This is a genomic window from Gottfriedia sp. NPDC056225 (assembly GCF_042267765.1).
GTDB lineage: Bacteria > Bacillota > Bacilli > Bacillales > Bacillaceae_G > Gottfriedia.
Genome location: NZ_JBHJTJ010000006.1, coordinates 54,803 through 80,519, shown reverse-complemented (window position 1 = coordinate 80,519; position 25,717 = coordinate 54,803). Strand labels below are relative to the sequence as shown.

27 protein-coding genes and 1 riboswitch are annotated in these 25,717 nt (G+C 33.6%); of the genes, 18 read left to right on the top strand and 9 right to left on the bottom strand.

Features of this window, described 5'->3' with window-relative positions; all coding sequences use genetic code 11:
- The first annotated feature begins 2 nt into the window (after positions 1–2).
- The 5 genes from ACFCYN_RS06660 (at position 3) to ACFCYN_RS06640 (ending at position 5,001) form a co-directional block, all read left to right on the top strand.
- Positions 3–797, top strand: coding sequence for an ABC transporter permease subunit (locus ACFCYN_RS06660; RefSeq protein WP_172446165.1), 795 nt, complete (start codon positions 3–5; stop codon positions 795–797).
- A gap of 161 nt (positions 798–958) precedes the next feature.
- Complete coding sequence (kynU, locus tag ACFCYN_RS06655; RefSeq protein WP_375948304.1) at positions 959–2,233, top strand: kynureninase; 1,275 nt, start codon at positions 959–961, stop codon at positions 2,231–2,233.
- A gap of 12 nt (positions 2,234–2,245) precedes the next feature.
- On the top strand, positions 2,246–2,869 hold the full coding sequence (gene kynB / locus ACFCYN_RS06650; protein ID WP_375948302.1) for an arylformamidase: 624 nt from the start codon (positions 2,246–2,248) through the stop codon (positions 2,867–2,869).
- Positions 2,870–2,881: 12 nt separating this feature from the next.
- Positions 2,882–3,580 carry a tryptophan 2,3-dioxygenase family protein gene (locus tag ACFCYN_RS06645; protein ID WP_375948300.1) on the top strand — a complete coding sequence of 233 codons (699 nt, stop codon included), beginning with the start codon at positions 2,882–2,884 and terminating at the stop codon, positions 3,578–3,580.
- Between the two features lie 527 nt (positions 3,581–4,107).
- Positions 4,108–5,001, top strand: coding sequence for a cation diffusion facilitator family transporter (locus ACFCYN_RS06640; protein ID WP_375948298.1), 894 nt, complete (start codon positions 4,108–4,110; stop codon positions 4,999–5,001).
- 39 nt (positions 5,002–5,040) lie between these two features.
- Here the strand turns inward: ACFCYN_RS06640 and ACFCYN_RS06635 are convergent, their stop codons facing one another.
- From ACFCYN_RS06635 to ACFCYN_RS06620, 4 genes are all read right to left on the bottom strand, one after another.
- Complete coding sequence (locus tag ACFCYN_RS06635; protein ID WP_375948382.1) at positions 5,041–6,000, bottom strand: ABC transporter permease; 960 nt, start codon at positions 5,998–6,000, stop codon at positions 5,041–5,043.
- A gap of 25 nt (positions 6,001–6,025) precedes the next feature.
- Positions 6,026–6,943: an ABC transporter ATP-binding protein gene (locus tag ACFCYN_RS06630; RefSeq protein ID WP_375948297.1), complete on the bottom strand. Its 918-nt coding sequence runs from the start codon at positions 6,941–6,943 to the stop codon at positions 6,026–6,028.
- Positions 6,936–7,754: a GDSL-type esterase/lipase family protein gene (locus tag ACFCYN_RS06625; RefSeq protein ID WP_375948295.1), complete on the bottom strand. Its 819-nt coding sequence runs from the start codon at positions 7,752–7,754 to the stop codon at positions 6,936–6,938. Before ACFCYN_RS06625 ends, ACFCYN_RS06630 begins: the two co-directional genes overlap by 8 nt.
- Positions 7,755–7,868: 114 nt before the next feature.
- Positions 7,869–8,672, bottom strand: a complete 804-nt coding sequence (locus tag ACFCYN_RS06620) for a formate/nitrite transporter family protein (RefSeq protein ID WP_172446158.1) — start codon at positions 8,670–8,672, stop codon at positions 7,869–7,871.
- Positions 8,673–8,994: 322 nt separating this feature from the next.
- Here ACFCYN_RS06620 and ACFCYN_RS06615 point away from each other — a divergent pair, with 322 nt between their 5' ends.
- Positions 8,995–9,393: a DUF2573 family protein gene (locus tag ACFCYN_RS06615; RefSeq protein ID WP_172446157.1), complete on the top strand. Its 399-nt coding sequence runs from the start codon at positions 8,995–8,997 to the stop codon at positions 9,391–9,393.
- A 189-nt stretch (positions 9,394–9,582) separates the two neighbouring features.
- Positions 9,583–10,500: a proline dehydrogenase family protein gene (locus tag ACFCYN_RS06610; protein ID WP_172446156.1), complete on the top strand. Its 918-nt coding sequence runs from the start codon at positions 9,583–9,585 to the stop codon at positions 10,498–10,500.
- 179 nt (positions 10,501–10,679) lie between these two features.
- Here ACFCYN_RS06610 and ACFCYN_RS06605 read toward each other — a convergent pair whose 3' ends face one another.
- On the bottom strand, positions 10,680–10,820 hold the full coding sequence (locus tag ACFCYN_RS06605) for a YuzL family protein (RefSeq protein ID WP_098118617.1): 141 nt from the start codon (positions 10,818–10,820) through the stop codon (positions 10,680–10,682).
- A 278-nt stretch (positions 10,821–11,098) separates the two neighbouring features.
- Here ACFCYN_RS06605 and ACFCYN_RS06600 point away from each other — a divergent pair, with 278 nt between their 5' ends.
- The 11 genes from ACFCYN_RS06600 (at position 11,099) to metQ (ending at position 22,156) form a co-directional block, all read left to right on the top strand.
- Positions 11,099–13,480 (top strand): 3-hydroxyacyl-CoA dehydrogenase/enoyl-CoA hydratase family protein, encoded by a 2,382-nt coding sequence (locus ACFCYN_RS06600; protein ID WP_375948380.1) that lies wholly within the window; start codon positions 11,099–11,101, stop codon positions 13,478–13,480.
- A 20-nt stretch (positions 13,481–13,500) separates the two neighbouring features.
- The gene (locus ACFCYN_RS06595; RefSeq protein ID WP_375948291.1) at positions 13,501–14,676 is read left to right on the top strand and encodes an acetyl-CoA C-acetyltransferase; all 1,176 of its coding nucleotides are present in this window, start codon (positions 13,501–13,503) and stop codon (positions 14,674–14,676) included.
- 70 nt (positions 14,677–14,746) lie between these two features.
- Complete coding sequence (locus ACFCYN_RS06590; protein ID WP_375948289.1) at positions 14,747–16,531, top strand: acyl-CoA dehydrogenase family protein; 1,785 nt, start codon at positions 14,747–14,749, stop codon at positions 16,529–16,531.
- Positions 16,532–16,860: 329 nt separating this feature from the next.
- Positions 16,861–17,217 (top strand): arsenate reductase family protein, encoded by a 357-nt coding sequence (locus tag ACFCYN_RS06585; RefSeq protein WP_375948288.1) that lies wholly within the window; start codon positions 16,861–16,863, stop codon positions 17,215–17,217.
- A gap of 45 nt (positions 17,218–17,262) precedes the next feature.
- Positions 17,263–17,646 carry a glycine cleavage system protein GcvH gene (gene gcvH, locus ACFCYN_RS06580; protein WP_098118612.1) on the top strand — a complete coding sequence of 128 codons (384 nt, stop codon included), beginning with the start codon at positions 17,263–17,265 and terminating at the stop codon, positions 17,644–17,646.
- 368 nt (positions 17,647–18,014) lie between these two features.
- Positions 18,015–18,365 carry a ribonuclease M5 gene (locus tag ACFCYN_RS06575; RefSeq protein ID WP_091023583.1) on the top strand — a complete coding sequence of 117 codons (351 nt, stop codon included), beginning with the start codon at positions 18,015–18,017 and terminating at the stop codon, positions 18,363–18,365.
- A gap of 15 nt (positions 18,366–18,380) precedes the next feature.
- Complete coding sequence (locus ACFCYN_RS06570) at positions 18,381–18,704, top strand: thioredoxin family protein (RefSeq protein WP_098118611.1); 324 nt, start codon at positions 18,381–18,383, stop codon at positions 18,702–18,704.
- Between the two features lie 202 nt (positions 18,705–18,906).
- A complete protein-coding gene (locus ACFCYN_RS06565; protein WP_172446153.1) occupies positions 18,907–19,269 on the top strand; it encodes a hypothetical protein in 363 nt (120 codons plus the stop codon).
- Between the two features lie 116 nt (positions 19,270–19,385).
- A riboswitch (SAM riboswitch) is annotated at positions 19,386–19,497 on the top strand.
- Between the two features lie 137 nt (positions 19,498–19,634).
- Positions 19,635–20,648, top strand: coding sequence for a methionine ABC transporter ATP-binding protein (locus ACFCYN_RS06560; protein ID WP_172446152.1), 1,014 nt, complete (start codon positions 19,635–19,637; stop codon positions 20,646–20,648).
- Between the two features lies 1 nt (position 20,649).
- The gene (locus tag ACFCYN_RS06555) at positions 20,650–21,318 is read left to right on the top strand and encodes a methionine ABC transporter permease (protein WP_375948284.1); all 669 of its coding nucleotides are present in this window, start codon (positions 20,650–20,652) and stop codon (positions 21,316–21,318) included.
- A 22-nt stretch (positions 21,319–21,340) separates the two neighbouring features.
- Positions 21,341–22,156: a methionine ABC transporter substrate-binding lipoprotein MetQ gene (metQ, locus tag ACFCYN_RS06550; RefSeq protein ID WP_172446150.1), complete on the top strand. Its 816-nt coding sequence runs from the start codon at positions 21,341–21,343 to the stop codon at positions 22,154–22,156.
- A gap of 128 nt (positions 22,157–22,284) precedes the next feature.
- On the opposite strand, the gene ACFCYN_RS06545 is transcribed toward metQ, so the two are convergent.
- The 4 genes from ACFCYN_RS06545 to dltC all read right to left on the bottom strand — a co-directional run bounded on the left by ACFCYN_RS06545 (position 22,285) and on the right by dltC (position 25,706).
- The gene (locus tag ACFCYN_RS06545; protein ID WP_375948282.1) at positions 22,285–22,545 is read right to left on the bottom strand and encodes a hypothetical protein; all 261 of its coding nucleotides are present in this window, start codon (positions 22,543–22,545) and stop codon (positions 22,285–22,287) included.
- 40 nt (positions 22,546–22,585) lie between these two features.
- A complete protein-coding gene (locus ACFCYN_RS06540; protein ID WP_375948280.1) occupies positions 22,586–23,557 on the bottom strand; it encodes a 2-hydroxyacid dehydrogenase family protein in 972 nt (323 codons plus the stop codon).
- A 698-nt stretch (positions 23,558–24,255) separates the two neighbouring features.
- A complete protein-coding gene (gene dltD / locus ACFCYN_RS06535) occupies positions 24,256–25,470 on the bottom strand; it encodes a D-alanyl-lipoteichoic acid biosynthesis protein DltD (RefSeq protein WP_375948279.1) in 1,215 nt (404 codons plus the stop codon).
- Complete coding sequence (gene dltC / locus ACFCYN_RS06530) at positions 25,467–25,706, bottom strand: D-alanine--poly(phosphoribitol) ligase subunit 2 (RefSeq protein WP_098118603.1); 240 nt, start codon at positions 25,704–25,706, stop codon at positions 25,467–25,469. Before dltC ends, dltD begins: the two co-directional genes overlap by 4 nt.
- Between the last annotated feature and the right edge of the window lie 11 nt (positions 25,707–25,717).

Here is a 25,717-nt window from a genome sequence, read left to right as displayed (position 1 = left end):
AGTTGAATCTATTTTTTAGAGAAATGAAGACATATCGTAAATCTATTATATTTTGGTGTATTGGGATTGTATTTTTAGTTGGAAGCGGAATGGCAAAATATAAAGCTACTGCATCAAATGGACAAATAACTGAGATTTTTAATCAAATGCCTAAATCTCTACAAGCAATAATGGGCTCAGGAGCACTTGATTTATCAAAGGCAAGCGGCTATTTTGGCATATTAGTTTTATATTTATATTTAATGGCAACCATTCACGCCGCCATGTTAGGGGCCAACATAATTGCTAAAGAAGAACGTGATAAAACGGCAGAGTTTTTATTTGCAAAGCCTATTTCAAGAAATAAAGTCATAACGTCTAAATTATTAAGTGCTCTAGTAAACATTCTTATTTTTAATGGTATTACGTGGATATCCAGTGTATTAATTGTAGGGAAGTATAGTAAGGGTGAGGATGTATTCGGTAATATAGCTGTTGTAATGGTCGGTATGTTTATACTACAGCTACTATTTTTAGTAATTGGCTCGGCTATAGCTGCAGTTTGTAAAAACGCCAAAAAAGCAGCATCCTATGCAACAGGTATTCTATTAATCACATTCATCATGTCGATCGCAATTGATTTGAATGAACGGATAGAAGGGTTGAAATATATTACGCCATTTAAGTACTTTGAAGCGAAAGATATTATGTATGGTGGAGGATTTGACATTATTTATACAACGATCTCAATAGGATTGATCATACTATTAACAGTTATTACTTATGTTTCGTTTAAAAAAAGGGATTTACATTTATAACGAAAAGTAAATAAATTGTGCCAAAATCTAAGATAGGGATATTTTGGATTTGTTGGCACTTTTTTTATATAATATTATATTCAGAAAATATTGACATGTATTAATAATCGCAATACCTTTAATATAGTAGGTTATTTATTGCAAGGGGGTAAAACAGGGGGATGTTTCAGCCGACAAAAGAATTTGCAGAATTTCTAGATCAAAAAGATTCTTTATCAATTTATCGTAATGAGTTCTATTTACAGCCTAATACAATCTATTTAGATGGTAATTCTCTAGGGCTTCTTTCTAAAAGAGCCGAACAAAGTTTATTAGATCTATTAGATTCATGGAAAGCACTTGCAATCGATGGATGGATGCAAGGTGATCATCCATGGTATTATTTTGCTGAAAAATTAGGAGCATTAAGTGCACCTTTAGTTGGGGCAAAAGAGGATGAAGTGATTGTAACTGGGTCTACGACTTCGAATCTTCACCAATTAATCGCATCTTTTTATGAGCCAAGTGGCCAAAAAACAAAAATTTTAGCAGATGAATTAAATTTTCCATCTGATATTTATGCTATTCAAAGTCAATTAAAATTAAAGGGCTTTGATCCAGAAACACATTTAATCCAAGTGAAGAGTCGCGATGGTCGCACAATTAGTGAAGAAGATATTATTGAAGCAATGACTGAAGAAATTGCATTAATTATTCTTCCTACTGTTTTATATCGAAGTGGACAGTTATTAGATATAGAGCGATTAACAAGTGCTGCTCATGAACGTGGAATTATAATAGGATTTGATGGTTGTCATTCTGTTGGAGCAATTCCTCATCAATTCCATGAATGGGATGTGGATTTTGCTTATTGGTGTAATTATAAATATTTAAATAGCGGACCTGGTGGAGTAGGAAGTTTATTCGTTCACGAAAAGCATTTTGGTACAATGCCTGGGTTAGCTGGTTGGTTTGGTTCAAATAAAGAAAAACAGTTTGATATGAAGCATGAATTTACTCCATCAAATACAGTTGGTGCTTATCAAATTGGTACGCCACATGTGCTAAGTATGGCGCCACTTGCTGGCTCACTTGAAATGTATAAAGAAGCTACAATTGATCGAATTCGTGAAAAGTCATTACACAGTACAGCCTATTTAATGAGCTTAATAAATGAAGAACTAAACAATTTTGGTTTTACAATTGGTAATCCACTTGAAGATTCAAAACGAGGTGGACATGTTTGTCTTGAACATGAAGATGCTGCAAGGATTTGTAAAGCGTTAAAATTAAATGGAATTGTTCCTGACTTTAGAGCACCAAATGTAATCAGACTAGCTCCAATTGCATTTTATACTTCTTATGTGGATGTATGGAATAGTGTACAAATTTTAAAGAAAATTATGGTTGAAAAGCAATACGAGCAGTTTAAAAATGAGCGCGAAATCATTGCTTAGGAGTTGTTTGAAATGTCATTAATCGATATATCAAGAAGATTGCAAAATGGTATGCCTGTATGGCCAGGTGATACAAATTTTTCATTCGAATTAAGCTGGACAAAAGAAGAAAGTGGTTCGGTCAATGTTGGTAAATTGACTTTTAGCGCTCATACAGGCACACATATCGACGCGCCTTTTCATTTTGATGAAAATGGCAAGAGAGTGATCGATTTAGATCCTAACTTATATGTGGGAATCGCAAAAGTAATTGAGTTGATTGAAGTAGACTCTATTAAAAAATTAGATTTAGAAACTTTTCAATTAGATGGCGTGGAACGTTTATTAATTAAAACAAACTCGTGGAAAAATGATAGCGTTTTCCCGGAGAGTATTCCACATATTGAAAAGGAAGCAGCAGAGTACTTGCACACAAAAGGAATTAAATTAATTGGAGTAGATGTACCTTCAGTAGACCCACTTGATAGTAAGGAACTTGAAGCACATCATGCTCTACATCACGCAGGTATTCATATTTTAGAATCAGTTGATCTAAGAGATGTTGCTTCAGGAGAGTACGAGCTTATAGCATTACCACTACCTTTAGCAGATGCTGATGGTAGTCCAGTACGAGCAGTTTTACGTAAATTAGTTTAGCGGGATATGAAAATGACACAAGAGCAAAAAAAACTGACAGATTACGAGAAATATATTCGCACAGAAGAATTATTAAGTTTACAAAAGCCTGATGAAGAATTATTTTGTCCAGATGAATTAACGTTTCAAACAGTTCACCAAATTGCCGAGTTACATTTTAAATTAATCATCCAATCGATTCATTTTGCGGATAAACATATGCGTGCAAAAGAGGTGACAAGAGCAACTCATCACTTACAACGTATTAATAATCACTTAGTACACTTACCAGCAGTTTTTGACATGGTAAAACTAGTAAGTCCAAGTGATTATCACATAATTCGTTTAGCTTTAGGAAGAGGTAGCGGTCAAGACTCTCCTGGATTTAATGAAATCTTAAAATTAGGACCAACACTTTGGCAGCCTTTCAAAGATCTATTAGATGAAAATTTACTGACACCAGTTCAATTACACCAAGATGCGGCTAAAAACTTTGAGTTGTTCCAATTAATGCAAGAGCTAACATGCTTCGATGAAAGATTCCAATCTTTCCGCAGACAGCATATCCAACTTGTACGTCGTATGATTGGCATGAATACAAAGAGCTTAAAAGGAGTTCCAGCAGAAGCATTAGAACGTGCTGTTCGCTTCGAATTTTATCCAGAATTATGGCAAACGGTTTGTGATTTAACAGATTTAACAGGATCTAGTTATAATCCGAAGCCATTATAAAGCAGAGAAGGGCAGATTCGATTTTTTGAGTCTGCTTTATTATTTTGGAATAAATATGGGGTATTTTACGATTTGTTGATAGTAACCTGTGATATCAACAAGAGTTAGGGATAGATCAACGAAGATTTAGTGATATCAACAAAAATTGGGGATAAATCAACGAAGATATAGGTGATATCAGCAAAAATTGGGGATAAATTAACGAAGATATAGGTGATATCAACAAAAATGGTGAATTTATCGACGAAGAACTGGGTGATATCAACAAAAACCAGTGTTATATCAACAAAACTTGTGGTTATATCAACAAAAACCAGTGTTATATCAACAAAAACCAGTGTTATATCAACAAAAACCAACGTTATATCAACAAAGTTCACTTAGTGTTCGCAATTGCTGTTGTTGTCCACAGTATTTATAAACCAATTGATGAAAGCAGATTCTGCTTTTTCTTTTTACTTAAAATGGAAAATTTGCATTATGGGTAAGATAATGCCATATGATTTTTTATTAGGGCGGGTGAGTTTATGGAGAAGGGGCTTCAAAAGCAGTTAGATTTTGCAGCTTTGTTGAGTATTGTTTCCTATTTGGTTCTTGCGTCGGTCAAAGTGCTTGTTAGTTTTTATACAGATTCTAGTGCTCTTTTAGCTGATGGGCTTAATAATGTGACTGATATTGGTGCGACGTTGGCCGTATTTATTGGGATAAGGATTGCAAGAAAACCAAGAGATTTAGATCATCCATATGGTCATTCAAGAGCAGAACAAATCGCTACTTTAATTGCGTCTTTTATTATGATGTCAGTTGGTTTACAAGTAATCATTGAAAATATTCGGAAGCTATTCATTGGGGAATATGGGACTCCAAATAGATTAGCTGCTGTAGTTGCATTTGCTTCTGGGATATTTATGTTTGGTATTTATTTTTATAATAATAAGGTTGCAAAAAAAACGAAGAGTAAGGGGCTTGCAGCTTCAGCTAAGGATAATTTATCTGATGCGTTAGTTAGTTTGGGAACGACTATTGGAGTACTTGGAGCTTCAATTGGTTTTCCGATTATTGACCCAATCGTTGCCATTTTAGTGGGTGTTATTATTTGCAAAACTGCATGGGAGATTTTTTATGATTCAACTCTTCTACTAACTGACGGGTTTAATCCAGATGAAATGATTTTGTTTAGTGAAACTGTTGATCAAGTACCAGGTGTACATAAAGTAGTTGATCTAAGAGCTAGAATGTACGGAAATACAACGATTGCAGACGTAGTCATTGAGGTGGATGGCGGTATTGATGTGAGTAAAAGTCATAATATAACGGACCAAATCGAAATGATTCTACAAGAACAGCACGGAATTCATTATACACATATTCATGTAGAGCCAAAGAGCAGTTTAAAGGGAAGAGATGGAGTAAGGGAATAGGGAAAGAATTTTATACTTTTCCGATCCCCTTTAGCCATTTTAATTCATATCTTGTTTAACGAATACAATGAAAGAGATTAGTAATGCTAATAGTCCCCAAATGGATAGGTTCATTAGGGAGAAGTGCATGTTTAATCCTTCTATGGATGGAAGCTGGCCAGCTAGGTAGTCTGTTAGCCCGAGATTTACACTAAAAAAGTATTTTGCTCCTGACCAAGATGTAGCCAGACCACTAAGGACACTACCCGTAATTAGTGCTGCTAGCATAATGCCCATTGCAGCGGGTGTAGTTCGGACTAATACTGATACCATAAATGATAACGTTCCAATAATAATACAAACGAACCATGCAAGTCCAAAAGCCATCATAATGTATTGCCATTGTGGGATTAGTTGAACTGAGTCTGTTATTAGCTGATTATTTTTGATGACAAATCCTGTTAGCACAGGGACGGTCCAGCCTTTAAAACTGAATACAAATCCTGAAGCAATATAGGCCATTACACCGTATAAGACTAGAAGAAAAGAGATTAATAAACAGATGGATATATATTTACTAAGTAAGACCTTCCATCTTTTAATAGGACGAGTTAACAGTATTTTTATCGTACCGTCGCTTCGCTCTCCAGATATAATATCAATCGTAATGACCATAACCAATAAAGGTAGAAGTAGCCATCCAATACTTTGTTCAATTAGTTTACGTATAAATGTAGGCGCACCAGGAGTTGTTGGATTTATGTCATTATCCAAATAATATTGTTCTTGATCGATTTGAACTTTTAACCAACTTTTCCATTCATCAGGAATTCCAGTTGAGTTTAATCTATTTTGCTGGTCGACTATTTTTTGTTGAAGTGATACTTTCCAATTATCCGTTCCGAGTCTTTTTATTGTTTCTTCCGTTTGCTGCAATTGAGCATAAACAAAAATTGGAATGAGTACTGCTAAAATGATAAAAATAACAAGTATTCTTCTTTTCCTTACCATTTTTTCAATTTCGTTAAAGACGAGTCTAACTAGCTCAGCCACGAACTTCGCCTCCTGTCATTTCCATAAATAAATCCTCTAATGTATCAGACATCGTTTTAACGCCGTTAACCTGAATGTCTTCAGCTACGAAACATTGAATAATCTCGTTAATTTTTAAAGGTGACATTCGGCAAAGAATGAGGTCATCTTTTACGTTTATATCTTGAATTGTAGAATCCTTTTTTAATAAATCTATTGCTTTTTGTGTTGGAGAGACTCGCCATTCAACACGTTCAGCCGCTTCTTTTACTAAATCTTTTACAGTAGAGACTCTTACCATTTTTCCTTTATTAATAATTCCTACTCGATCACAGATCATTTCAATTTCACTCAATAAATGACTTGAAATAAATACGCTTATATTTTGCTCTTTGACTAGCAGATGAATAAATTCGCGCAATTCACGAATACCAGCCGGATCTAAACCATTTGTCGGTTCATCTAGTATAAGAAGCTTTGGTCTTCCAAGTAAGGCTTGGGCAATACCGAGCCTTTGTTTCATTCCTAATGAATACGTCTTTACTTTTTCGTGAATTCTTTCGCTCAGTTTCACGAGATTTACGACTTCGATGATCTTTTTATCATCTTTAATTCCTAACATTCTCGCAAATTGATTTAAGTTTTCCCATCCAGTTAAATAGCCATATAATTCGGGATTTTCTACAATACATCCAATTTGTTTCATTGCTTCTTTGAAGTGCGTATTAACGGGAAATCCAGCAATTTCAATCGTACCTTTTGATGGTGCTATTAGACCGACTAACATACGAATAGTTGTTGTTTTACCAGCTCCATTTGGACCAAGAAAACCAAATACCTCACCTTCGTAAACTTCAAATGAAATTTGGTCAACTAGTACTTTACCTTTAATGCTTTTTGAAACTCCTTCTAATTTAAGTACTTTATTCATTCGACTCACCTCGAAGCTGACTTCCGATTTTACTAGTTAAACGATTTGCCATTTCTATATAACCGTCTTTGTTTGGATGAAAATGGTCAGTGTATAAATATTGATCTTCTTCGTTATAAAATAAATCAAATGTTGGAATTACGTAAGCATTCTTAACTTGTAGAGTTGCTAATTCAAGTAGATTATTCCATCTATAAACGAAGCTTGAAGATGCATCGAGACCTTGAACATTATGAAACGGATTATAATAGCCAAAAGTATAAATAGACGCATTTGGATTTTGTTGATGTATTATTTTAAAAATCGAACTTAAATTATTTTGAAATGTTTTTTCATCAGGTCGATACGTTTTTAAAAATTGTTCATTCATTTGATTCGCACCTGGAAATAAATCATTGCTACCAATGGAAAGAACGACAATATTTGCAGTGCTTAGTGTTTCTTGAATATTTTTTTTCTTTAAATCATGAAGTAAATCTGATGTTTTTGCACCACTAACAGCTAAATTCGATATAGACGTGGACTGTTTGTACTCTTTTTGAAGATTGTTTTTTAATCTCCCTACATAGCCTGTCCCTTCATCGTCACCAACTCCTCGAGTAAGTGAGTCACCTAATGCAACGATTTTTAGTTGATCGCTTTTATGTACGTTATCATCATCTTTCTTTTTTTGTGTATTATTGCTTGCAATTAGTTTGCCTTTTTGCGGATTTAGAACAGTATAAGCACCTTTTGCAAAGCCGTAAGCTAATAAAAAGAAACATAGTAATGAAATGAACATAATGAATCGAACAAATTTATTGTATTTCAATTTTAACACCACCAGAAAAGGAAATATTTTCATTTATTAATCATTATTACCATATTAAATTTAGAATTGCACGAAAAAACCTGCCTTCAAAAAATGAAGACAGGTAGACCTGCTTTATGAAGCACGTTTTAATTCTTTTACTTCTGATTTTTTTTCATTGTTTAAGAAGTAATAAGCCATTCCTACACCTACAGAACCACCTATTATATTACCGAATGTAACTGGGATTAAATTATGCAAAACATCACCAAAAGTAAACGTCACTTCATGTGGTAAAATATATGATAATACAAAGACAGCAATATTTGCGATACTATGTTCATAACCAGAGAAGAAGAAAGCAAATACTAATAAGAAGATCAGTAACATTTTAGCAAGATCATCTTTAAATCTAGTTGGTAAGAAACAAGCAAGACAAACAAGCCAGTTACATAAAACACCTTTAAAAAATAAGTGGAAAAATGATGCATGAATTTTATGGTCGACTACACCATTTAAAAAATGATCAGCAGGAAAATCTTTGGCTAAACCAGTTAAATAATAAATAAATGCAAAAATAAGCGCACCAATAATATTGCCTGAATAACATGCAATCCAGTTTTTTACTAAATCAAGTTTAGTCGTTTTTTTAGCTAATGTTGAGAAAGTAAAATACATTGTATTACTAGTAAATAATTCCCCACCACCGTAAATAATCATAATTAATGCTGTAGCGAAAACGAATGGATAAGCTATAGATGAAAATGGCGAATCCTGTAATCTAAATAATTCAGCTAATTTTAAACAGACAATCAAAATAAAGCTTATATAAATTGAGGCTAATGCAGCACGAGTTAAATATTTAATTAAGCTTTGATCTAATATTTTCTTTTTTTTAAGAGCTAAATCGATACAATATTGGATACTATCTCGTTCCAATTGGTTTCACTCCCTATGGGTTCTTTAAACACATTCATAGTATACAAATAAATAATGATTAAAAGTTTGTGAAACTGTGAACAAATTATGAAAAGTGGAATTGAAGACATTAATGCAATATTATCTATGAAAATAACCATTCTTTATTATTTTTACTTTACAATTGTAAATAATCGTCTTAGTACTGGTCGAAGATATAATATAATTTTAAGGAAAACAAGTTTGAGGTAAAAAAAGGAAAATATAAGAGGTAGTAAAGAGTAAAAATTACTATTCAAATTTAAGTTGCATGTAAAGTCTATATTATGGGAAGGTGATATCGATGGAAAATGAGTTTGAAGAAAAATTTGATGCATTACTAAGAGATTTTACGCAATTAAGATTAGGGGACTGGTCAGAGGAAGAGCAAGAAAAAATGGAAAAAATGATGATGTACGAGTATATCTCAAAATCAATGCCCAATTTAGCCAGCCAATGGAATGGTGAGTATTCCCAAGCATTACTAAAAAGGTATACCGAATTATTATTAGGGGACTGGTCAGAGGAAATGCAAGCAAAAGTGGCAAAATGGATTAAGTACACATATATCTCAAAATTAAAGCCCAATTTATTAAGACACTGGAATGCTAAGTATCCTCAAGCGAAACAAGAAGTTGTTAATTTAATTAGAGAAATTAAAGCATTAAATGATCAAGTAGTGGCTAATAGAAATAAATCTTAAAATTCTATCCATAATTTTCAAAGATGACGCCATCAATAAATTATGATAATATAATTTTAAGTAAGGGCATACAATTTTCAATAAACAAAATTCGACAAATTATTAAATAATTGTTTTAACAAATTTCATAAGATGATACATTAATATTATATAGAGAGAAAAGTTAAGATTAATTCTGGGGGTAGAGTAATGGAACAAGTTATGAAGAATGCTTTTTTATTTATGTCTAAAAATAAGTTTTTAACTAAAATGGCTAAAAAATATGGCCTAAGATTTGGTGCAGGGCGTTTTGTTGCAGGCGAAACAATCGATTTAGCTACAAAAGTTATTAAGGACTTAAATAAAAAGAATTTAAAAGTAACAATTGATTATCTTGGAGAATTCGTAGACACTGTTGAGGAAGCAAATGAAATGGCTACTCATTGTATTGAAGCAATTGAAGCGATTGGTAAGGAGAAATTAAATTCTCAATGCTCGTTAAAAATGACTTCGATGGGTCTTGATATTTCGGACGAGCTAGTATTAGCGAATATGCGTCGTATTTTAGAGGCAGCTAAAAAGAATGGCGTATTTGTTACAATCGATATGGAAGATTTCTCTCGTTGTGAAAAAACGATTCGTATCTTTAAACAATTAAAATCTGAGTACGATAATATCGGAACAGTTATTCAAGCTTATTTATACAGAACTGAAAGCGACATTACAGATCTAAACAGTTTAAACCCAAATTTACGTTTAGTAAAAGGGGCTTATAAAGAGCCTGCTGAAGTAGCATTCCCAGAGAAAAAAGATGTGGATGAAAACTTCAAAAAAATCATTAAAATGCACTTATTAAACGGTAACTTTACTGCAATCGCTTCTCATGATGAAGCAATGATTGAGTACACAAAACAATTAGTAAAAGAGCATAATATTCCAAATGATCAATTTGAGTTCCAAATGTTATACGGAATTCGTACAGAGCGTCAATTAGAGCTTGTTAAAGAAGGATATAACATGCGAGTTTATGTTCCTTATGGTACTGACTGGTATGGATACTTCATGCGTCGCTTAGCAGAACGTCCTGCAAACGTAGCATTCGTATTAAAAGGTATGTTCAGTAAATAATTTTAAAATTAAAGGCTAACTAAAAAGGATTGAGTGAGGATCCTTTTTAGTCAGCCTTTTTCTCTTTATTTACAGGATTTTTTTGTGATAAGTAAGTTATTAGTAAAACAACATTATTCATATAATTGCTAAAATCATAATTGTCCTAGTTTTGCTATTAAGTTTTTTATTGAAAAAGTTTACTGCCCCATGTTTTTTTTACCGTACTGTTGGTTGTTACTTTGTCTTCCTTTTTCTTGTCCTTGATCTCCATGACTCGCATTACCTTGAACACTTGCTGCACTAACTCCACCCTTTGATGGGTTTCTTTCACGTTTCATTTCTTATCACCTCCATTTCTTAGACTAACCTAATTAAATAAACTTATTAGTAAAAAATGGTTTTAGATGAAAAAAATAAAGGAAAAGGAAAATGGTTTAAGGTCGAGAAAAAGACTTTAAACTAAATTGTAAAATTTTATTAATTTGAACTTTTTGTTTATTGCGAAAAATGAGAATTTATCATATAGTGAAAGAAGAGGTGCTCATTTGCTACGGATTGTTCTATCTTGAAAGTGAATGAGTATTCATTCAAGAAACGAGGAGGAGAAATGCATATGATCCAAAGAATTAAAAAAGCCGCTGTACTCGGCTCTGGTGTGATGGGATCTGGTATCGCTGCACACTTGGCAAATATAGGAATTCCAACATTACTACTTGATATTGTACCAAGAGAATTATCTGAGGAAGACGTTGCAAAAGGTCTTACTACAGATTCCATAGAATTCCGTAATCGATTTAGTCAAACGGCTATTCAGAAATTATTGAAACAAAAGCCAGCTCCTCTTGCATCAAAGAAAAACTTATCATTAATTCAAGCGGGTAACTTTGAAGACGATATGAGTCATTTAAATGAAGTTGACTGGATTATTGAAGTAGTTGTTGAAAATTTAGCAATTAAAAAACAAGTATTGGCTAAGGTAGATGCATTTCGCAAACCTGGTTCAATCGTAAGTTCAAACACATCTGGTATTTCCATTGAAGCAATGTCTGAAGACTGTTCAGATGACTTCAAAAAACATTTCTTAGGCACTCACTTTTTTAACCCACCACGTTATTTAAAATTATTAGAAGTTATTCCTACTAAACATACATCTGAAGAAGTACTTACATTTATGAAAGCTTTTGGAGAAGACGTCTTAGGGAAAGGCGTTGTATTAGCAAAAGATACTCCTAACTTTATTGGAAACCGAATCGGAACATATGGATTACTTGTAACTGTACAAGAAATGCTAAAAGGCGGATACAGTGTTGGAGAAGTTGACTCTATTACTGGTCCAATGATTGGGCGTCCTTCTAGTGCAACATTCCGTACATTGGATGTAGTTGGATTAGATACATTCATCCACGTTGCAAATAATGTATATGACCTTGTAGAAGGCGAAGAGAAGGAAGTATTTAAAGTTCCAGAATTTATGAAAGAAATGGCTAATCGTAAATGGCTTGGAAGCAAGTCTGGGCAAGGGTTTTTCTTAAAGCAAGGTAAAGAGATTTTAGAATTAGATCCAAGCACATTTGAATATGGGGAAAGAAAAAACTTGCGTACGGCATCAACTGAAAGTATTAAACAAGTTAAGGGATTAGCCAATAAATTGAAAGCGCTTGTATATGCTGATGATCGTGCAGGTAATTTCTTATGGAGCATCATTAGCCCGGTGTTAGTATACTCTGCTGAATTGTCTGGTGAAATTTCTGATAACATCGTCGGAATTGACCAAGCAATGAAATGGGGATTTGGTTGGGACTTAGGACCGTTTGAAATTTGGGATGCAATTGGTGTATCTAAATCAGTTGTTCGAATGGAGAGCGAAGGTTTAACTGTCCCAAATTGGGTTAAGAGTATGATCGATAATGGCAACGAAACTTTCTACAAGCAAGACAACGGAGTTACTAGCTTCTATCACAATGAAAAGTATGAAGAACTAGTAAGAAATGATAAAGAAGTTAAGTTAAGCGTCTTAAAGGAGCAAGGTCGAATTATTAAACAAAATTCTGGAGCAAGTTTAATTGACCTTGGAGATGGAGTTGCTTGTTTAGAATTCCATACGAAGAGCAATGCAATTGGTATGGATATTACGCAAATGGTTAACTTCGCAGTTGATGAGGTTTCCAAAAATTATAAAGGCCTAGTGATTGGTAACCAATCTAAGAATTTCTGCGTTGGTGCTAATTTAGCTATGATCTTAATGGAAGCACAAGATGACAACTACTTTGAAATTGAAATGGTTGTGAAAGCATTCCAACAGGCAATGATGAAAATTAAATACTCTGATAAGCCTGTAGTAGTTGCTCCTTATGGAATGTCATTAGGCGGCGGTGCTGAAATTTGTTTACCAGCTGCTAGTGTAGTAGCATCAGCTGAAACTTATATGGGGTTAGTAGAAGTTGGAGTAGGCTTAATCCCAGGCGGTGGAGGTAGTAAAGAGCTTTATATTAAACAATTAAAAGAGTTCCCAGAAGGAGTTCAATTTGACTTACAAGGCATTGCTAATCGAGTATTTGAGACGGTTGCAATGGCAAAAGTTTCTACTTCTGCTCAAGAAGCATTTGAAAATGGTTTCTTAAACCATAATGACCGTAAAGTATTTAATGCGGATCATTTAATATATGAAGCAAAGCAACGTGTACTTGATTTATATGAAGGTGGATATAGTGCACCAATTCGCGAAAAAGTACCTGTAGTTGGTGAATCTGGTTATGCTACTTTATTAGCTGGTGCAAATTCTATGTATTACTCTGGCTATATAAGTGAGCATGATTTAACAATTGCTAAAAAACTAGCGTACGTAATTGCAGGTGGTAAAGTACCATTTGGAACGCTTGTAGATGAAGAGTATTTATTAAATATAGAGCGCGAAGCATTTATAAGTTTAATTTCTGAAATGAAATCTCAAGCACGTATGCAACATATGCTTGTTAAAGGAAAACCGTTACGTAATTAATGGGAGATGGAGGGAAGAACATGAGAGAAGCTGTTATTGTTGCGGGTGCAAGAACACCTGTAGGTAAATCGAAAAAAGGATCACTAGCAACGGTTCGTCCAGATGATCTAGGGGCATTAGTTGTAAAGGAAACATTAAAACGTGCAGGAAATTATGATGGTCCAATCGACGATATTATTTTTGGTTGCTCTTCACCAGAGGCTGAGCAAGGATTTAATATGGCACGAAACATTGGTGCATTAGCGGGATTATCACATTCAGTGCCTGGAATTACAGTTAACCGTTATTGTTCTTCAGGCCTACAAAGTATTGCTTTTGCTAGTGAACGTATTATGTTAGGTCACTCTGAGGCTATTATTGCAGGCGGAGCAGAATCAATGAGTTTACTTCCAATGGGAGGGCATGTTGCTCGTTTAAATAGTAGATTAGTAGAAAATGCACCTGAATATTATATGGGAATGGGCCATACTGCAGAGCAAGTTGCAAATCGATATGGTATTTCGAGAGAAGATCAAGATGCTTTTGCAGTACGCAGTCATCAGCGTGCGGCAGCTGCTATTAAAGAAGGCCGTTTTGTTGACGAAATTGTTCCAGTTGATGTAACTCTTCGTTCAGTAAACTCGAATCATAAATTAGAAGAAAAGCATTTCACTTTCTCTCAAGACGAAGGTGTTCGAGAAGGGACTTCTTCTGAAGTATTAGCTAAATTAAGACCGGCATTTAATGTGAGAGGTTCTGTGACAGCAGGAAATTCTTCACAAACAAGTGATGGTGCAGCAGCAGTATTAGTAATGGACCGTGAAAAAGCGGAGGCTGAAGGGTTAAGCCCACTATTAAAATTCCGATCTTTTGCAGTAGCTGGAGTAGCTCCTGAAGTTATGGGAATTGGGCCAGTTGAAGCAATTCCAAAAGCGTTAAAATTAGCAGGATTAAGCATAGCTGATATCGGCTTATTTGAACTTAACGAAGCATTTGCTTCTCAATCAATTCAAATTATACGTCATTTAGGACTTGATGAGAACCGAGTAAACGTAAATGGAGGAGCTATTGCTTTAGGTCATCCACTTGGCTGTACGGGTACTAAATTAACTTTATCATTATTACATGAGATGAAGCGTCGTGGTGAGCAGTTCGGTATTGTTACGATGTGTGTAGGTGGCGGAATGGGTGCTGCTGGAGTATTTGAATTAATTTAATCGATCGGTGTTAATAGATTGCTAAAATAGGTTTTCAAATAATTACTTAATTAAATAGGAGGAGTTATTGATGGAAAAAACAATTGGTGATTTACTTAAAGGCGGAAGCTTCTTAACGAATGAAGTGACATTTGATAAAGTATTTACTCCAGAGGATTTTTCAGATGAGCATAAATTAATTGCGAAAACAACTGAAGAGTTTGTCATTAATGAAGTATTACCTGAGTTAGAGTATTTAGAGCAACATGAATTTGACCGAACAGTAAGATTGTTAAAACAAGCAGGTGAGCTTGGACTATTAGCTGCGGATGTACCTGAAGAGTATGGTGGAATTGCATTAGACAAAATTAGCTCTGCATTAATAACTGAAAAAATTTCCCGCGCTGGCGGCTTCTCACTTTCTCAAGGAGCTCACGTTGGAATTGGAACACTTCCTATCGTATTATTTGGAAATCATGATCAAAAGCAAAAATATTTACCTGGATTAGCATCAGGCGAAAAATTTGCAGCTTACGCATTAACTGAACCAGGTTCAGGGTCAGACGCATTAGGAGCTAAGACTGTTGCTAAATTAAATGCTGAAGGAACTCATTATATTTTAAATGGTGAAAAACAATGGATTACAAACTCAGCTTTTGCTGATGTATTTGTTGTTTATGCAAAAATTGATGGAGAGCACTTCTCAGCATTTATTGTTGAAAGAGAATTTGAAGGAGTTTCAACTGGCCCAGAAGAAAAGAAAATGGGTATTAAATCTTCTTCTACTCGCACATTGATATTAGAGGATGTAAAAGTTCCTGTAGAAAACCTTTTAGGTGAAATTGGAAAAGGTCACGTTATTGCATTTAATATTTTAAATATTGGTCGCTATAAATTGGCTGTAGGTACAGTTGGTGGTTCAAAACGTGCTTTAGAATTATCAGCAATCTATGCGAATCAACGTCAACAATTCAAAACGCCAATTGCTAAATTTAGTTTAATTCAAGAAAAATTAGCAAGTATGGCTACAAAAATTTATGCGAGTGAAAGCTCAGCATATCGTACTGTAGGACTTTTTGAAGACCGCTTCAGTCAATTAACAGAGGAGCAAGCAAAAGATCCTAAAGCAGTTGCAGCAGCTGTGGCTGAGTACGCTATTGAATGTTCATTAAACAAATTCTTCTGTTCAGAAGTATTAGACTATGTAGCTGACGAAGGTGTACAAATCCATGGTGGATATGGTTTCATGGCTGAATACGAAATTGAGAGAATTTACCGTGATTCACGTATTAATCGAATTTTTGAAGGTACAAATGAAATTAATCGTTTAATTGTACCAAGCACATTCCTTCGAAAAGCAATGAAGGGAGAACTGCCATTACTTCAACAAGCAGAACAAATTCAAGAAGAATTAATGATGTTAATGCCATCAGAAGTTGGGGATGCGCCGTTAGAGCAAGAAAAATATCTAGTACGTAATGCAAAGAAAATTGCAATTATGATTGCTGGTCTAGCAGTTCAAAAATTCGGTAAAGCATTAAGTAATGAACAGGAAATTCTAGTCAATATTGCTGATATAGTAAGCAATGTATACGCAATGGAATCGACAGTTCTGCGTACTGAAAAAGCAATTAATAAAATAGGTCTTGAAAAATCGAATCAAAAATTACTTTATACTCAAGTATTCTGCCAAGAAGCATTTAACGAAATCGAAGCACATGCTAAAGAAACACTTGTAGCTGTTGAGTCTGGAGATACTTTACGAATGATGACTTCAGCACTTCGTAAGTTTACACGGCACACGCCAATTAATGTAATTGCGAAGAAACGTGAAATTGCAGCTGATGTTTTAGCTGATGAGCGTTATACTGTATAATTTTAAAAAAACTGCTGATTTTAGATCGGCAGTTTTTTCTGTAATTAAATGCGTTTAAAAGGATAATTTTCCCATGGATTGTGCCATACTAGTATAAGTTGAGTTATATTTAAGTGATTGGTCCAAGGTTTTGGGTAATTACTATGGTATTTTAGAATAATATATGATTTCTGTTAGAAAATGTATCAAAACACGAACGTTACTCTAGTTTAGTATCGTTAATATTGGTATACTGTTAATGTGCGACAAATTATTACAGAATTTTCGAACGGAACTATTTTAACTCACTTATTCCCTGTGATAAAATAGAATTTGGGAGGAGTTGCTAAATGAGTATCATTTTTTATACATATCCAAAATGTGGAACTTGTCGAAAAGCTGCTTCATGGCTTAAAGAGCATAATATTACAGTAGAAGCAATTGATATTACATTAAATCCACCTTCAAAGGAGTTACTTGATGATATTTATAAAGCAAGTGGACTTTCTATAAATAAATTATTTAATACAAGTGGCGTTAAATATCGTGAGCTTGGATTGAAGGATGTTATTCCAACAAAAACTGAGGACGAGCTATTAGAGCTATTAAGTTCAGATGGTAAATTAATTAAAAGACCTCTAGTTTTTAATGGAGATCAAGCAACAGTTGGTTTTAATGAGGAAGTATTTGAAAAAGTTTGGTTATAAAATAACTATAAAATTTAAGGTAATTAATCAGAGGAGGATTTCACAATGTCAATTCCAAATGAACTACGTTATTCAGAAGAACATGAGTGGGTAAAAGTTGAAGGTAATAAATACTATATCGGTATTACTCATTTTGCTCAATCAGAGCTTGGAGATATCGTATTTGTTGAGCTACCAGAAGTAGGAGATGATCTTACTATCAATGAGCCATTCGGTAGCGTTGAGTCTGTAAAAACAGTATCTGAACTTTATGCTCCAATCAGCGGTAAAGTAATTGAAGTAAATGCTGATTTAGATGAAAATCCTGAATTCGTAAACGAATCTCCTTACGAAAAAGCATGGATGGTAGTGGTTGAAGCTACAAACGCTTCTGAACTTGATGAGTTAATGACTGCTGGTCAATATGAAGAAATGATTAACCAAGACTAATTATCTTACATTAAGCGTCCTTTTGGGGCGCTTTTTATTTATAGAATTTTCATTGAAAAAGCATCGAGACAAGTTGGCTGATTCAGAGTGGCGTTATTCTAGACAGTAATTAGGATCGCAAACAGTTGAAGTAACGAAGATCTAGTGCGTTTGCCAATATTCTGAAGTGTCCATATGGGTGTTTTTTAAAATTTATGTGTATAATTGTAGTAATAAAGCTTAACTTATTTACATAAAACATAATTTAAAGGGACATTTTCATTTAGGGAAAAAAAGGAAACAACAAAGGGAAAATCGAATATACTATATACAAAAGATTTTTAGTCAAAAGTTTTTGAGTCCTATACATTAGGTGATGCCCAGTGAATATTGAAGATCAAAGAAAAGTTATCATTGTCGAAGGTACTACTGATAAGAGAAAAATACAGACGATTATAAAGGAGCCTGTAGATATTATCTGTACGAATGGTACAGTTGGTACTTCAAAGCTAGATGAGCTTGCTGAAATGTTAGATTTAAGAGAAATTTATGTGTTAGTCGATGCAGACGAGGCTGGTGAAAAGCTTAGAAGATTGTTAAAAAGAGAATTTCCACAGGCTGAACATCTGTACATTGATCGAAGTTATCGAGAAGTAGCAACAGCTCCAAGTCAACATTTAGCAAGTGTATTATTAGGAGCGGATATTTCAGTATTTACGGATTATTTACGAACAAATTAAAGAGGAATAATGATCATGCAGCAATGGACAAAGACAGATTTAATGCAAAGAATACAGTCAAAAGAGACTACCGTGATATATATATATACCGCAATGTGTGGTACATGCCAAGTAGCATCAAAAATGCTAGAAATTGTTAACGAGATTCTGCCAAATTTACCAATGAGTAAGGTAAATATTAATGAAATTGTGGAGGAAGCTCAAAGCTGGAAGATCGAAAGTGTACCTTGTTTACTTATTTTTGAAAATGGGGAAATGAAACAAAAAATCTACGCTTTCCAATCTGTTCCATATTTACATGAACTGTTAAAAAAATATAATTTATATATTAAACGATGAGTGCATACGAAATGATGCGCTCTTTTTTAATTGCCTTAAACTATTTCCTGTTTTTAGACATATTTCTCGGGAAATGAGTTGAATGGTGTAGAAAAAATATTAAATAATAGATTTTTATCAAGTAAATGTCGAGCGAAATATAAAGAACACACCTCTAATCTATGAGAAAATAGATTAAAGAATCCAAAAAGAGGTGTTTAAGATGGAAATTAAGGAGTGGGTTGGACAAGCTAGAAACTTATTTATAAAAAAAGAATATTTACAAATTATTTTACCAATTGAAGAAAAAATAGTTGAGTTTAACGGAATAAATGAAAAACTATTTGTTAGATTTAGCAAAAAGGCACCTTTTATTGAGGTAATCGATCGCTCAATACCTCAACTTAGAGTTAACTTTACAAAAGATGGATGGGAATCGTTATATTCAGGTTCGCAAAGATTAAGTCTATTGTTAAAACTAAATGATGCTTCATTTGACGGAAATTACCGCTTATTACTACTGATTGAAACAATTTTTCAATATACAGGTGTAGAAAGTGATAAAAAACTTTTGGAAAATTGTTGACAACTTGTGTCTAAGTTTGTAGAATGAGAATTACGTTAAAGCAAGCAGTATTTACTAAGGAATATTGGTAAGTAAGCTATAAAATACGTTGACAACTTTATATAATCGTAAGTTAACTCTTATCGAGAGAGGTGGAGGGACTGTGCCCTATGAAACCCAGCAACCGTCAATGATCGTCATTGAAATGGTGCTAATTCCTGCAAAGCAAATTGCTTTGAGAGATGAGAGAAAGGAATACTTTTTGTATGTAAAACCTTTCTGCTCATGTGAGTTGAAAGGTTTTTTTGTATTATGCGACTAAAAAAGTACGTTCTTACAAAAAATTGAAGAATGAGTTGTTAGAATGTTTTGAAAGGAGAACTAGTATGATTCAAATAAATAATGTAAGTAAAATATACAAGGGTAAAAAAGGCACAGTTACCGCGGTACAAAATGTATCGTTAACGATTAGTGCAGGTGAGATTTTTGGCATGATCGGATATAGCGGCGCAGGGAAAAGTACGCTATTACGTATGCTAAATGGACTTGAATCACCAACATCAGGTGAGGTTATTATTAATGGTCAATCTATTTCGAAATGTTCATCTAGTCAATTAAGAAAAGCAAGACAGAAGATAGGAATGATTTTCCAACATTTTAATTTATTATGGTCAAGAACTGTATTAGAAAATATACTTTTCCCACTTGAAATTGCTAAAGTACCTAAACAGGAAAGCATTACTCGTGCGAAGGAATTAGTCAAACTAGTGGGACTTGAAGGAAGAGAAAATGCTTATCCTTCTGAACTAAGTGGTGGACAAAAGCAACGTGTTGGAATTGCAAGAGCATTAGCTAATAATCCAGATGTTCTTTTATGTGATGAAGCAACTTCTGCATTAGATCCAGAAACTACTGATTCAATCTTAGCTTTGCTTACAAATATTAATAAGCAGTTAGGTATTACAATTATTCTAATCACACATGAAATGCATGTTATACAAAAAATTTGCCAACGAGTTGCCGTAATGGAAAATGGACAAGTTGTAGAAGAAGGCCATGTTGTAGATGTATTTACACATCCTAAACAATCAATTACGAAGAAATTTGTAAAGCAAATTAAAGGCACAGATGAAGAATTGGACAATGAAGTAATTTCTAAAAGTGTTGGGAATGATAATACTTACAAGCTAACGTTTAAAAATGGACAAGCAGACCAACCGCATATTTCTGAAGTAGTAAAACACTTTGAAATTGAAGTGAATATTTTACAAGGAAAAATTGTTCAAACCGCTGAAGGCTCTTATGGGACAATGAAAATTCAACTTGTTGGAGATAGAAATAACATCAAAGACGCAATTGCTTATTTAGAATCAAAACAAGTTGAAGTGGAGGTAGCATAAGATGACACAACTTTTTCAAAATGTTGATTGGGAAGCTATGCGTATAGCAACTCAAGAAACATTATTTATGACAGTTATAGGTGCGGTGGCAACGTTTATTTTTGGATTAATAATCGGTTTATTCTTATTTTTAACTAGTAAAGACCAACTTCTTGAAAATAAATTTTTTAATACAATCCTAGCAGCGTTTGTAAATATTTTTCGTTCAATACCGTTTATCATATTAATCATTTTACTAATTCCGTTTACAATCTTTATTCTTGGTTCAATGCTTGGTGCAAAAGCAGCATTACCTGCACTTATTATCGGTGCTGCACCATTCTATGCAAGAATGGTTGAGATCGGCTTACGTGAAATAGATAAAGGTGTAATTGAAGCTGCAAGAGCAATGGGAGCTAGTACTTTCACAATCATCGTAAAAGTGTTAATTCCAGAAGCATTACCAGCAATTATCTCAGGTTTAACAGTTACTACTATTGCGATTGTTGGTTATACAGCAATGGCTGGTGTAGTAGGTGGTGGTGGACTTGGTAACTTAGCATTTATGGAAGGATACCAACGTTCAAATAACGAAGTGACATTTGTTGCGACAATTATTATTTTATTAATCGTATTTATTCTTCAATTTATTGGTGATTTAATTACAACAAAAATAGATAAAAGAGCTTAATGATATTAGGGAGGAAACGACAGTGAAATTCAAAAGAATCGCAGGAATTTTAGGAGCAGGTGTATTAGCATTATCTTTAGCAGCATGTGGTGCTAATAATAAAGATAAAGAATTAGTAGTAGGTGCATCAAATGTACCTCACGCAGTTATTTTAGAACAAGCTAAACCAATTCTTAAAAAAGAAGGAATTAACTTGAAAATTGTTAAATTCCAAGATTATGTTTTACCAAATAAGGCATTAGCTTCAAAAGAATTAGATGCAAACTATTTCCAACACATTCCTTATTTAGAGTCTCAAATGAAAGAAAATGGTTATAAATTTGAAAACGCTGGTGGTATTCATATCGAGCCAATCGGTGTTTACTCTAAAAAATATAAGAGCTTAGATGATCTACCAGATGGAGCTAAAATTATCATGAGTAGCTCTGTAGCTGACCATGGTCGTATGTTAAGCTTATTACAACATGAAGGTCTAATTAAACTTAAAGCAGGTGTTGATCCAACTACTGCTCAAATTAAAGACATCGCTGAGAATCCAAAACACTTAAAATTCGAAGCTAATGTTGACGCTGGTATGCTTCCAAAAGTTTATCAAAACAACGAAGGTGACGCAGTATTAATCAACACAAACTATGCAATTGATGCTGGATTAAATCCAATGAAAGATGCAATTGCTTTAGAAGGTAAAGATTCTCCATACGTAAACATTATTGCTGTTCGTAAAGGTGATAAAAACAAAAAAGAAATCAAAGAACTTGTTAAAGTATTACACTCTAAAGAGATCCAAGATTTCATTATTAAAAAATATAAAGGTGCTGTAGTACCTGTAAGCCAATAATAAATTAGAGAGGATGTCTCATTTTGAGATATCCTCTTTTTTTGATGGGTGGCGATTCTTAGCATTGTAGCCGTTTTTGCTGTTTTGTTCATAAAGTGTGGGGATTTGTTCATAAGATGATTAGGCCATTAAAGCATTGCTTTTATAATATTGAAAACACGAACACTATGTGAACTATATTGAAAAAGCTGTGAACTCCGTTGATATAACACTAATTCTCGTTGATATACTGAAGTTTCTCGTTGATATACTGAAGTTTCTCGTTGATATACTGAAGTTTCTCGTTGATATACTGAAGTTTCTCGTTGATATATAGCAGTTTCTCGTTGATATACTGCTTTTTTAAATGTTAAAACAGTATAATGAACTCCATTTAATAAAAGGCACAAAAAACCCGCAAGGATTCCCAGTTTCCTTGCGGGTAATATACTAGTTTTTCACTAGAACATCATTTACAGGTGAGACTGGTGGTCGACCAGACATGACCTCGATAATATTTTTAGCAGCGATCTCTGACATAGCATCGCGTGTTTCATATGTTGCATTACCGATATGGGGTGTTAAAACAACATTTGTTAGTGATTTTAGTTCTTCAGTGATTTTTGGTTCGAATTCGAATACATCTAATGCAGCACCGGCAATTACGCCGTCTTTTAAAGCATCTACTAATTCCTGCTCGTTCACTAATGGACCTCTAGCAGCGTTTATAAAGAAGGCAGTATCTTTCATTTTTGTGAACTCATCTTTACCAAATAAATGGTGTAGCTCTTGTTTATAAGGGCAGTGAAGTGATATATAGTCAGAAGTCTGTATTAATTCTTCTAATGATACATAAGTTGCATTTAATTCTTGTTCAAGCTCATTACTTAATCTTCTTGGTTGATTATAAATAATATTCATATTAAATGCTTTAGCACGCTTAGCTACTGCTTGTCCGATATTTCCAAAACCAAAAATTCCAATCGTTTTTCCGGATACTTCTGTTCCTCTAAAAAATAATGGAGCCCATCCTTCGAAACCTTTTGTGCGGCAAAGTTCGTCTCCTTCGACTATTTTTCTAGAAATAGCTAAAAGAATTCCAAAAGTTAACTCCGCAGTTGCGTCTGTAGAAACCATTGGTGTGTTTGAAACATGGATTCCTTTACTAGATGCATAATCAACATCGATATTATTAAATCCTGCTCCGTAATTAGCGATAATTTTTACATTTTTAGCTGAATCAATTACTCTTTTTGTAATAGGAGTAGATAGCAAACTTAAAATTGCATCAACCTCACTAACTAATTCACATAATTGGTCTTCAGTAATTAATTGCTCATTTTCAAAAACAGTGACATGATGATCTTTTAAAAGTTCCTCAGCCTTTTCTGGAATTTTACCTGCTACTAAAATATGTGCCAAAATAGAAACCTTCCTTCAACAATTTAATTTTATGAATGTTAACTTTTTTATTATAAATCAAGTTTTAAGTTTTTGTTTATTTAGTATTTGGCTGATTCGAGAATATATTTACTTTTTAGTTTGCTTAGTAAAAATACACGCTTATTATTTGGAGACAAAAAAATGCAGATCATTAGTTAAAATGTTACTAAGTGATCTATTTGATGGTAAATTTCTTGTAATGTTATTATTTATTTGTTTTAAAAGATAATTTGTTTGTGTAATACTAACAAACTTTAGTAGTTCCTCTTTATCAGAATATAAATTATTGAAGTGCTAATTGTTTGAAGAACACATTCAATTATTGGTTTATAAATAGAAGATTTACTAATGTTATCAAAATAATTGAGTATTTAATTTCTTTTTTTCTAACTAAAGGTATTTAGTAAGGTTATTTATTGCACGCTTTTTATTTTGAGAAGTTGATTGGAACGGAAAGGTTCTCGACTCCTATGGGAGGTGTGGGAAGGCTAAAGACCCCGCAGGCGCGCCCCATGGAAAGCGAGAATCCTATAGTGGAAATCAACATCATATTGCTTCCTTTACATGAAAAAAAGCAGACAAAGGTCTGCTTTTTTTAACGAATGTAGAATGTAGACATAGTCCCAAAAATTGATATTCAGGCTGATTGCGAGCGCTTGTCAACAGTCTGAATTTTATTAATATCTATGATTTAAACTTGCGGTAGGGGGAGTATGGTTTACTGAATAAAACTTATTTAAAGATCGATCTACATATACCCAACCCTTCCAGCCTAAGTGAATTGTGTCTTTTAGGAAAAACTTATCGTAATCATGAGAAGAAAAATCAGCTACTTGGAAACCTGCATCTTCAATTTGTTTTTTTACCTTTTTGTAATAAACCTCTCTAACTTTTTTAGGGAATCCGGCGTAATCATACCAAGGGCCATTTACTGGAACGGAAATAAACAACGCTTTAGTATGTTCTTGCTTTAATACCGCTAATACCATTTGAAGGTCATCATATTCTGGTGATACACTATAGTTTTTATTTCGTTTAGAATTTTTAAATGTAACAAGGCGATTTTGGATATATTTTTTATAGTATTTATTATTAATCCCAAAATGGTTCGAACTGGATTGACTACGACCTATTTTATCGGCGGCTTTAGCAACTTTATTCCAGGGTAAATCTTCATACTTTGATTTTGTTAAGTGGAAATTTTTATCTGGATCCATAATAACAGTTTCAAAAAGATCTTTCTTTTCAAGTATTTTAAAATATGTGTAAGCTAGAGGCTTTTCAACAAATGCCTTGAACTTAATTTGTTTGTTAGTTGAAGTTAATGCTTTTAATTGTGTTACTAACAAAGAGTCTTTTTTTATGATAGATAGCGTTAAAAGCCTCTTTGCAGCCTGTTTCTTTACTGAACGATTAATTTTACTATTAAGAACGAATGAATAAGTTTGAAGCGCAGAATAATTTGGTGAAAAATGAGTATTATTAATTCCACGTCGAATAAACCATTGTGGAGACAAGACAAATACGATTTTTTTATTTTTTATTCCATCACCTAAAGAGGCTAAATCAAGAAAATGAACGAGACTTTGTGATCCTCCTCTACCAATTAAATATGGGGTGAATTCATTTTTTTCTCCCATAAAAAATCTAGAAGGATGGAAGGTGTCTCTTCTGGCAAGTTCAGAAGACCCAAAAATCGGTAAAAATTTCGGGTCGGTTAACATTTTATCTTGAAGTAAAGTGCCTTGAAATGTTTTAGGGTTTAAAGATGCTGCTGTGTTATTTAATCTCTCTTTTGTAATAAAAAGTTCATAAAAAGAATTTGGAAGATATAGGGCAAGTAAAAATATGAAAATAGCCGTTATCATACCAAAAAATTGGACCTTTTTCATCTTCTAGCCTCTAGAATTGAAATAATCTTATTTGGTGTTGCCCACTCCTCGCGATCAAAGTCAGAAATCGTTACGTTAATACCGATTTGTTCCTCAATTTCGACTAATAAGCTAACCGTTCCAAATGAATCTAATAATCCATCTTCGAAAATAAGTACATCTGGGTTTTCGATGACTTCATCCGTATTACATAAATCAGCTAAAATTTTTAAAACTTCTTCTCTTAAATTTTCCATTATATAGATGG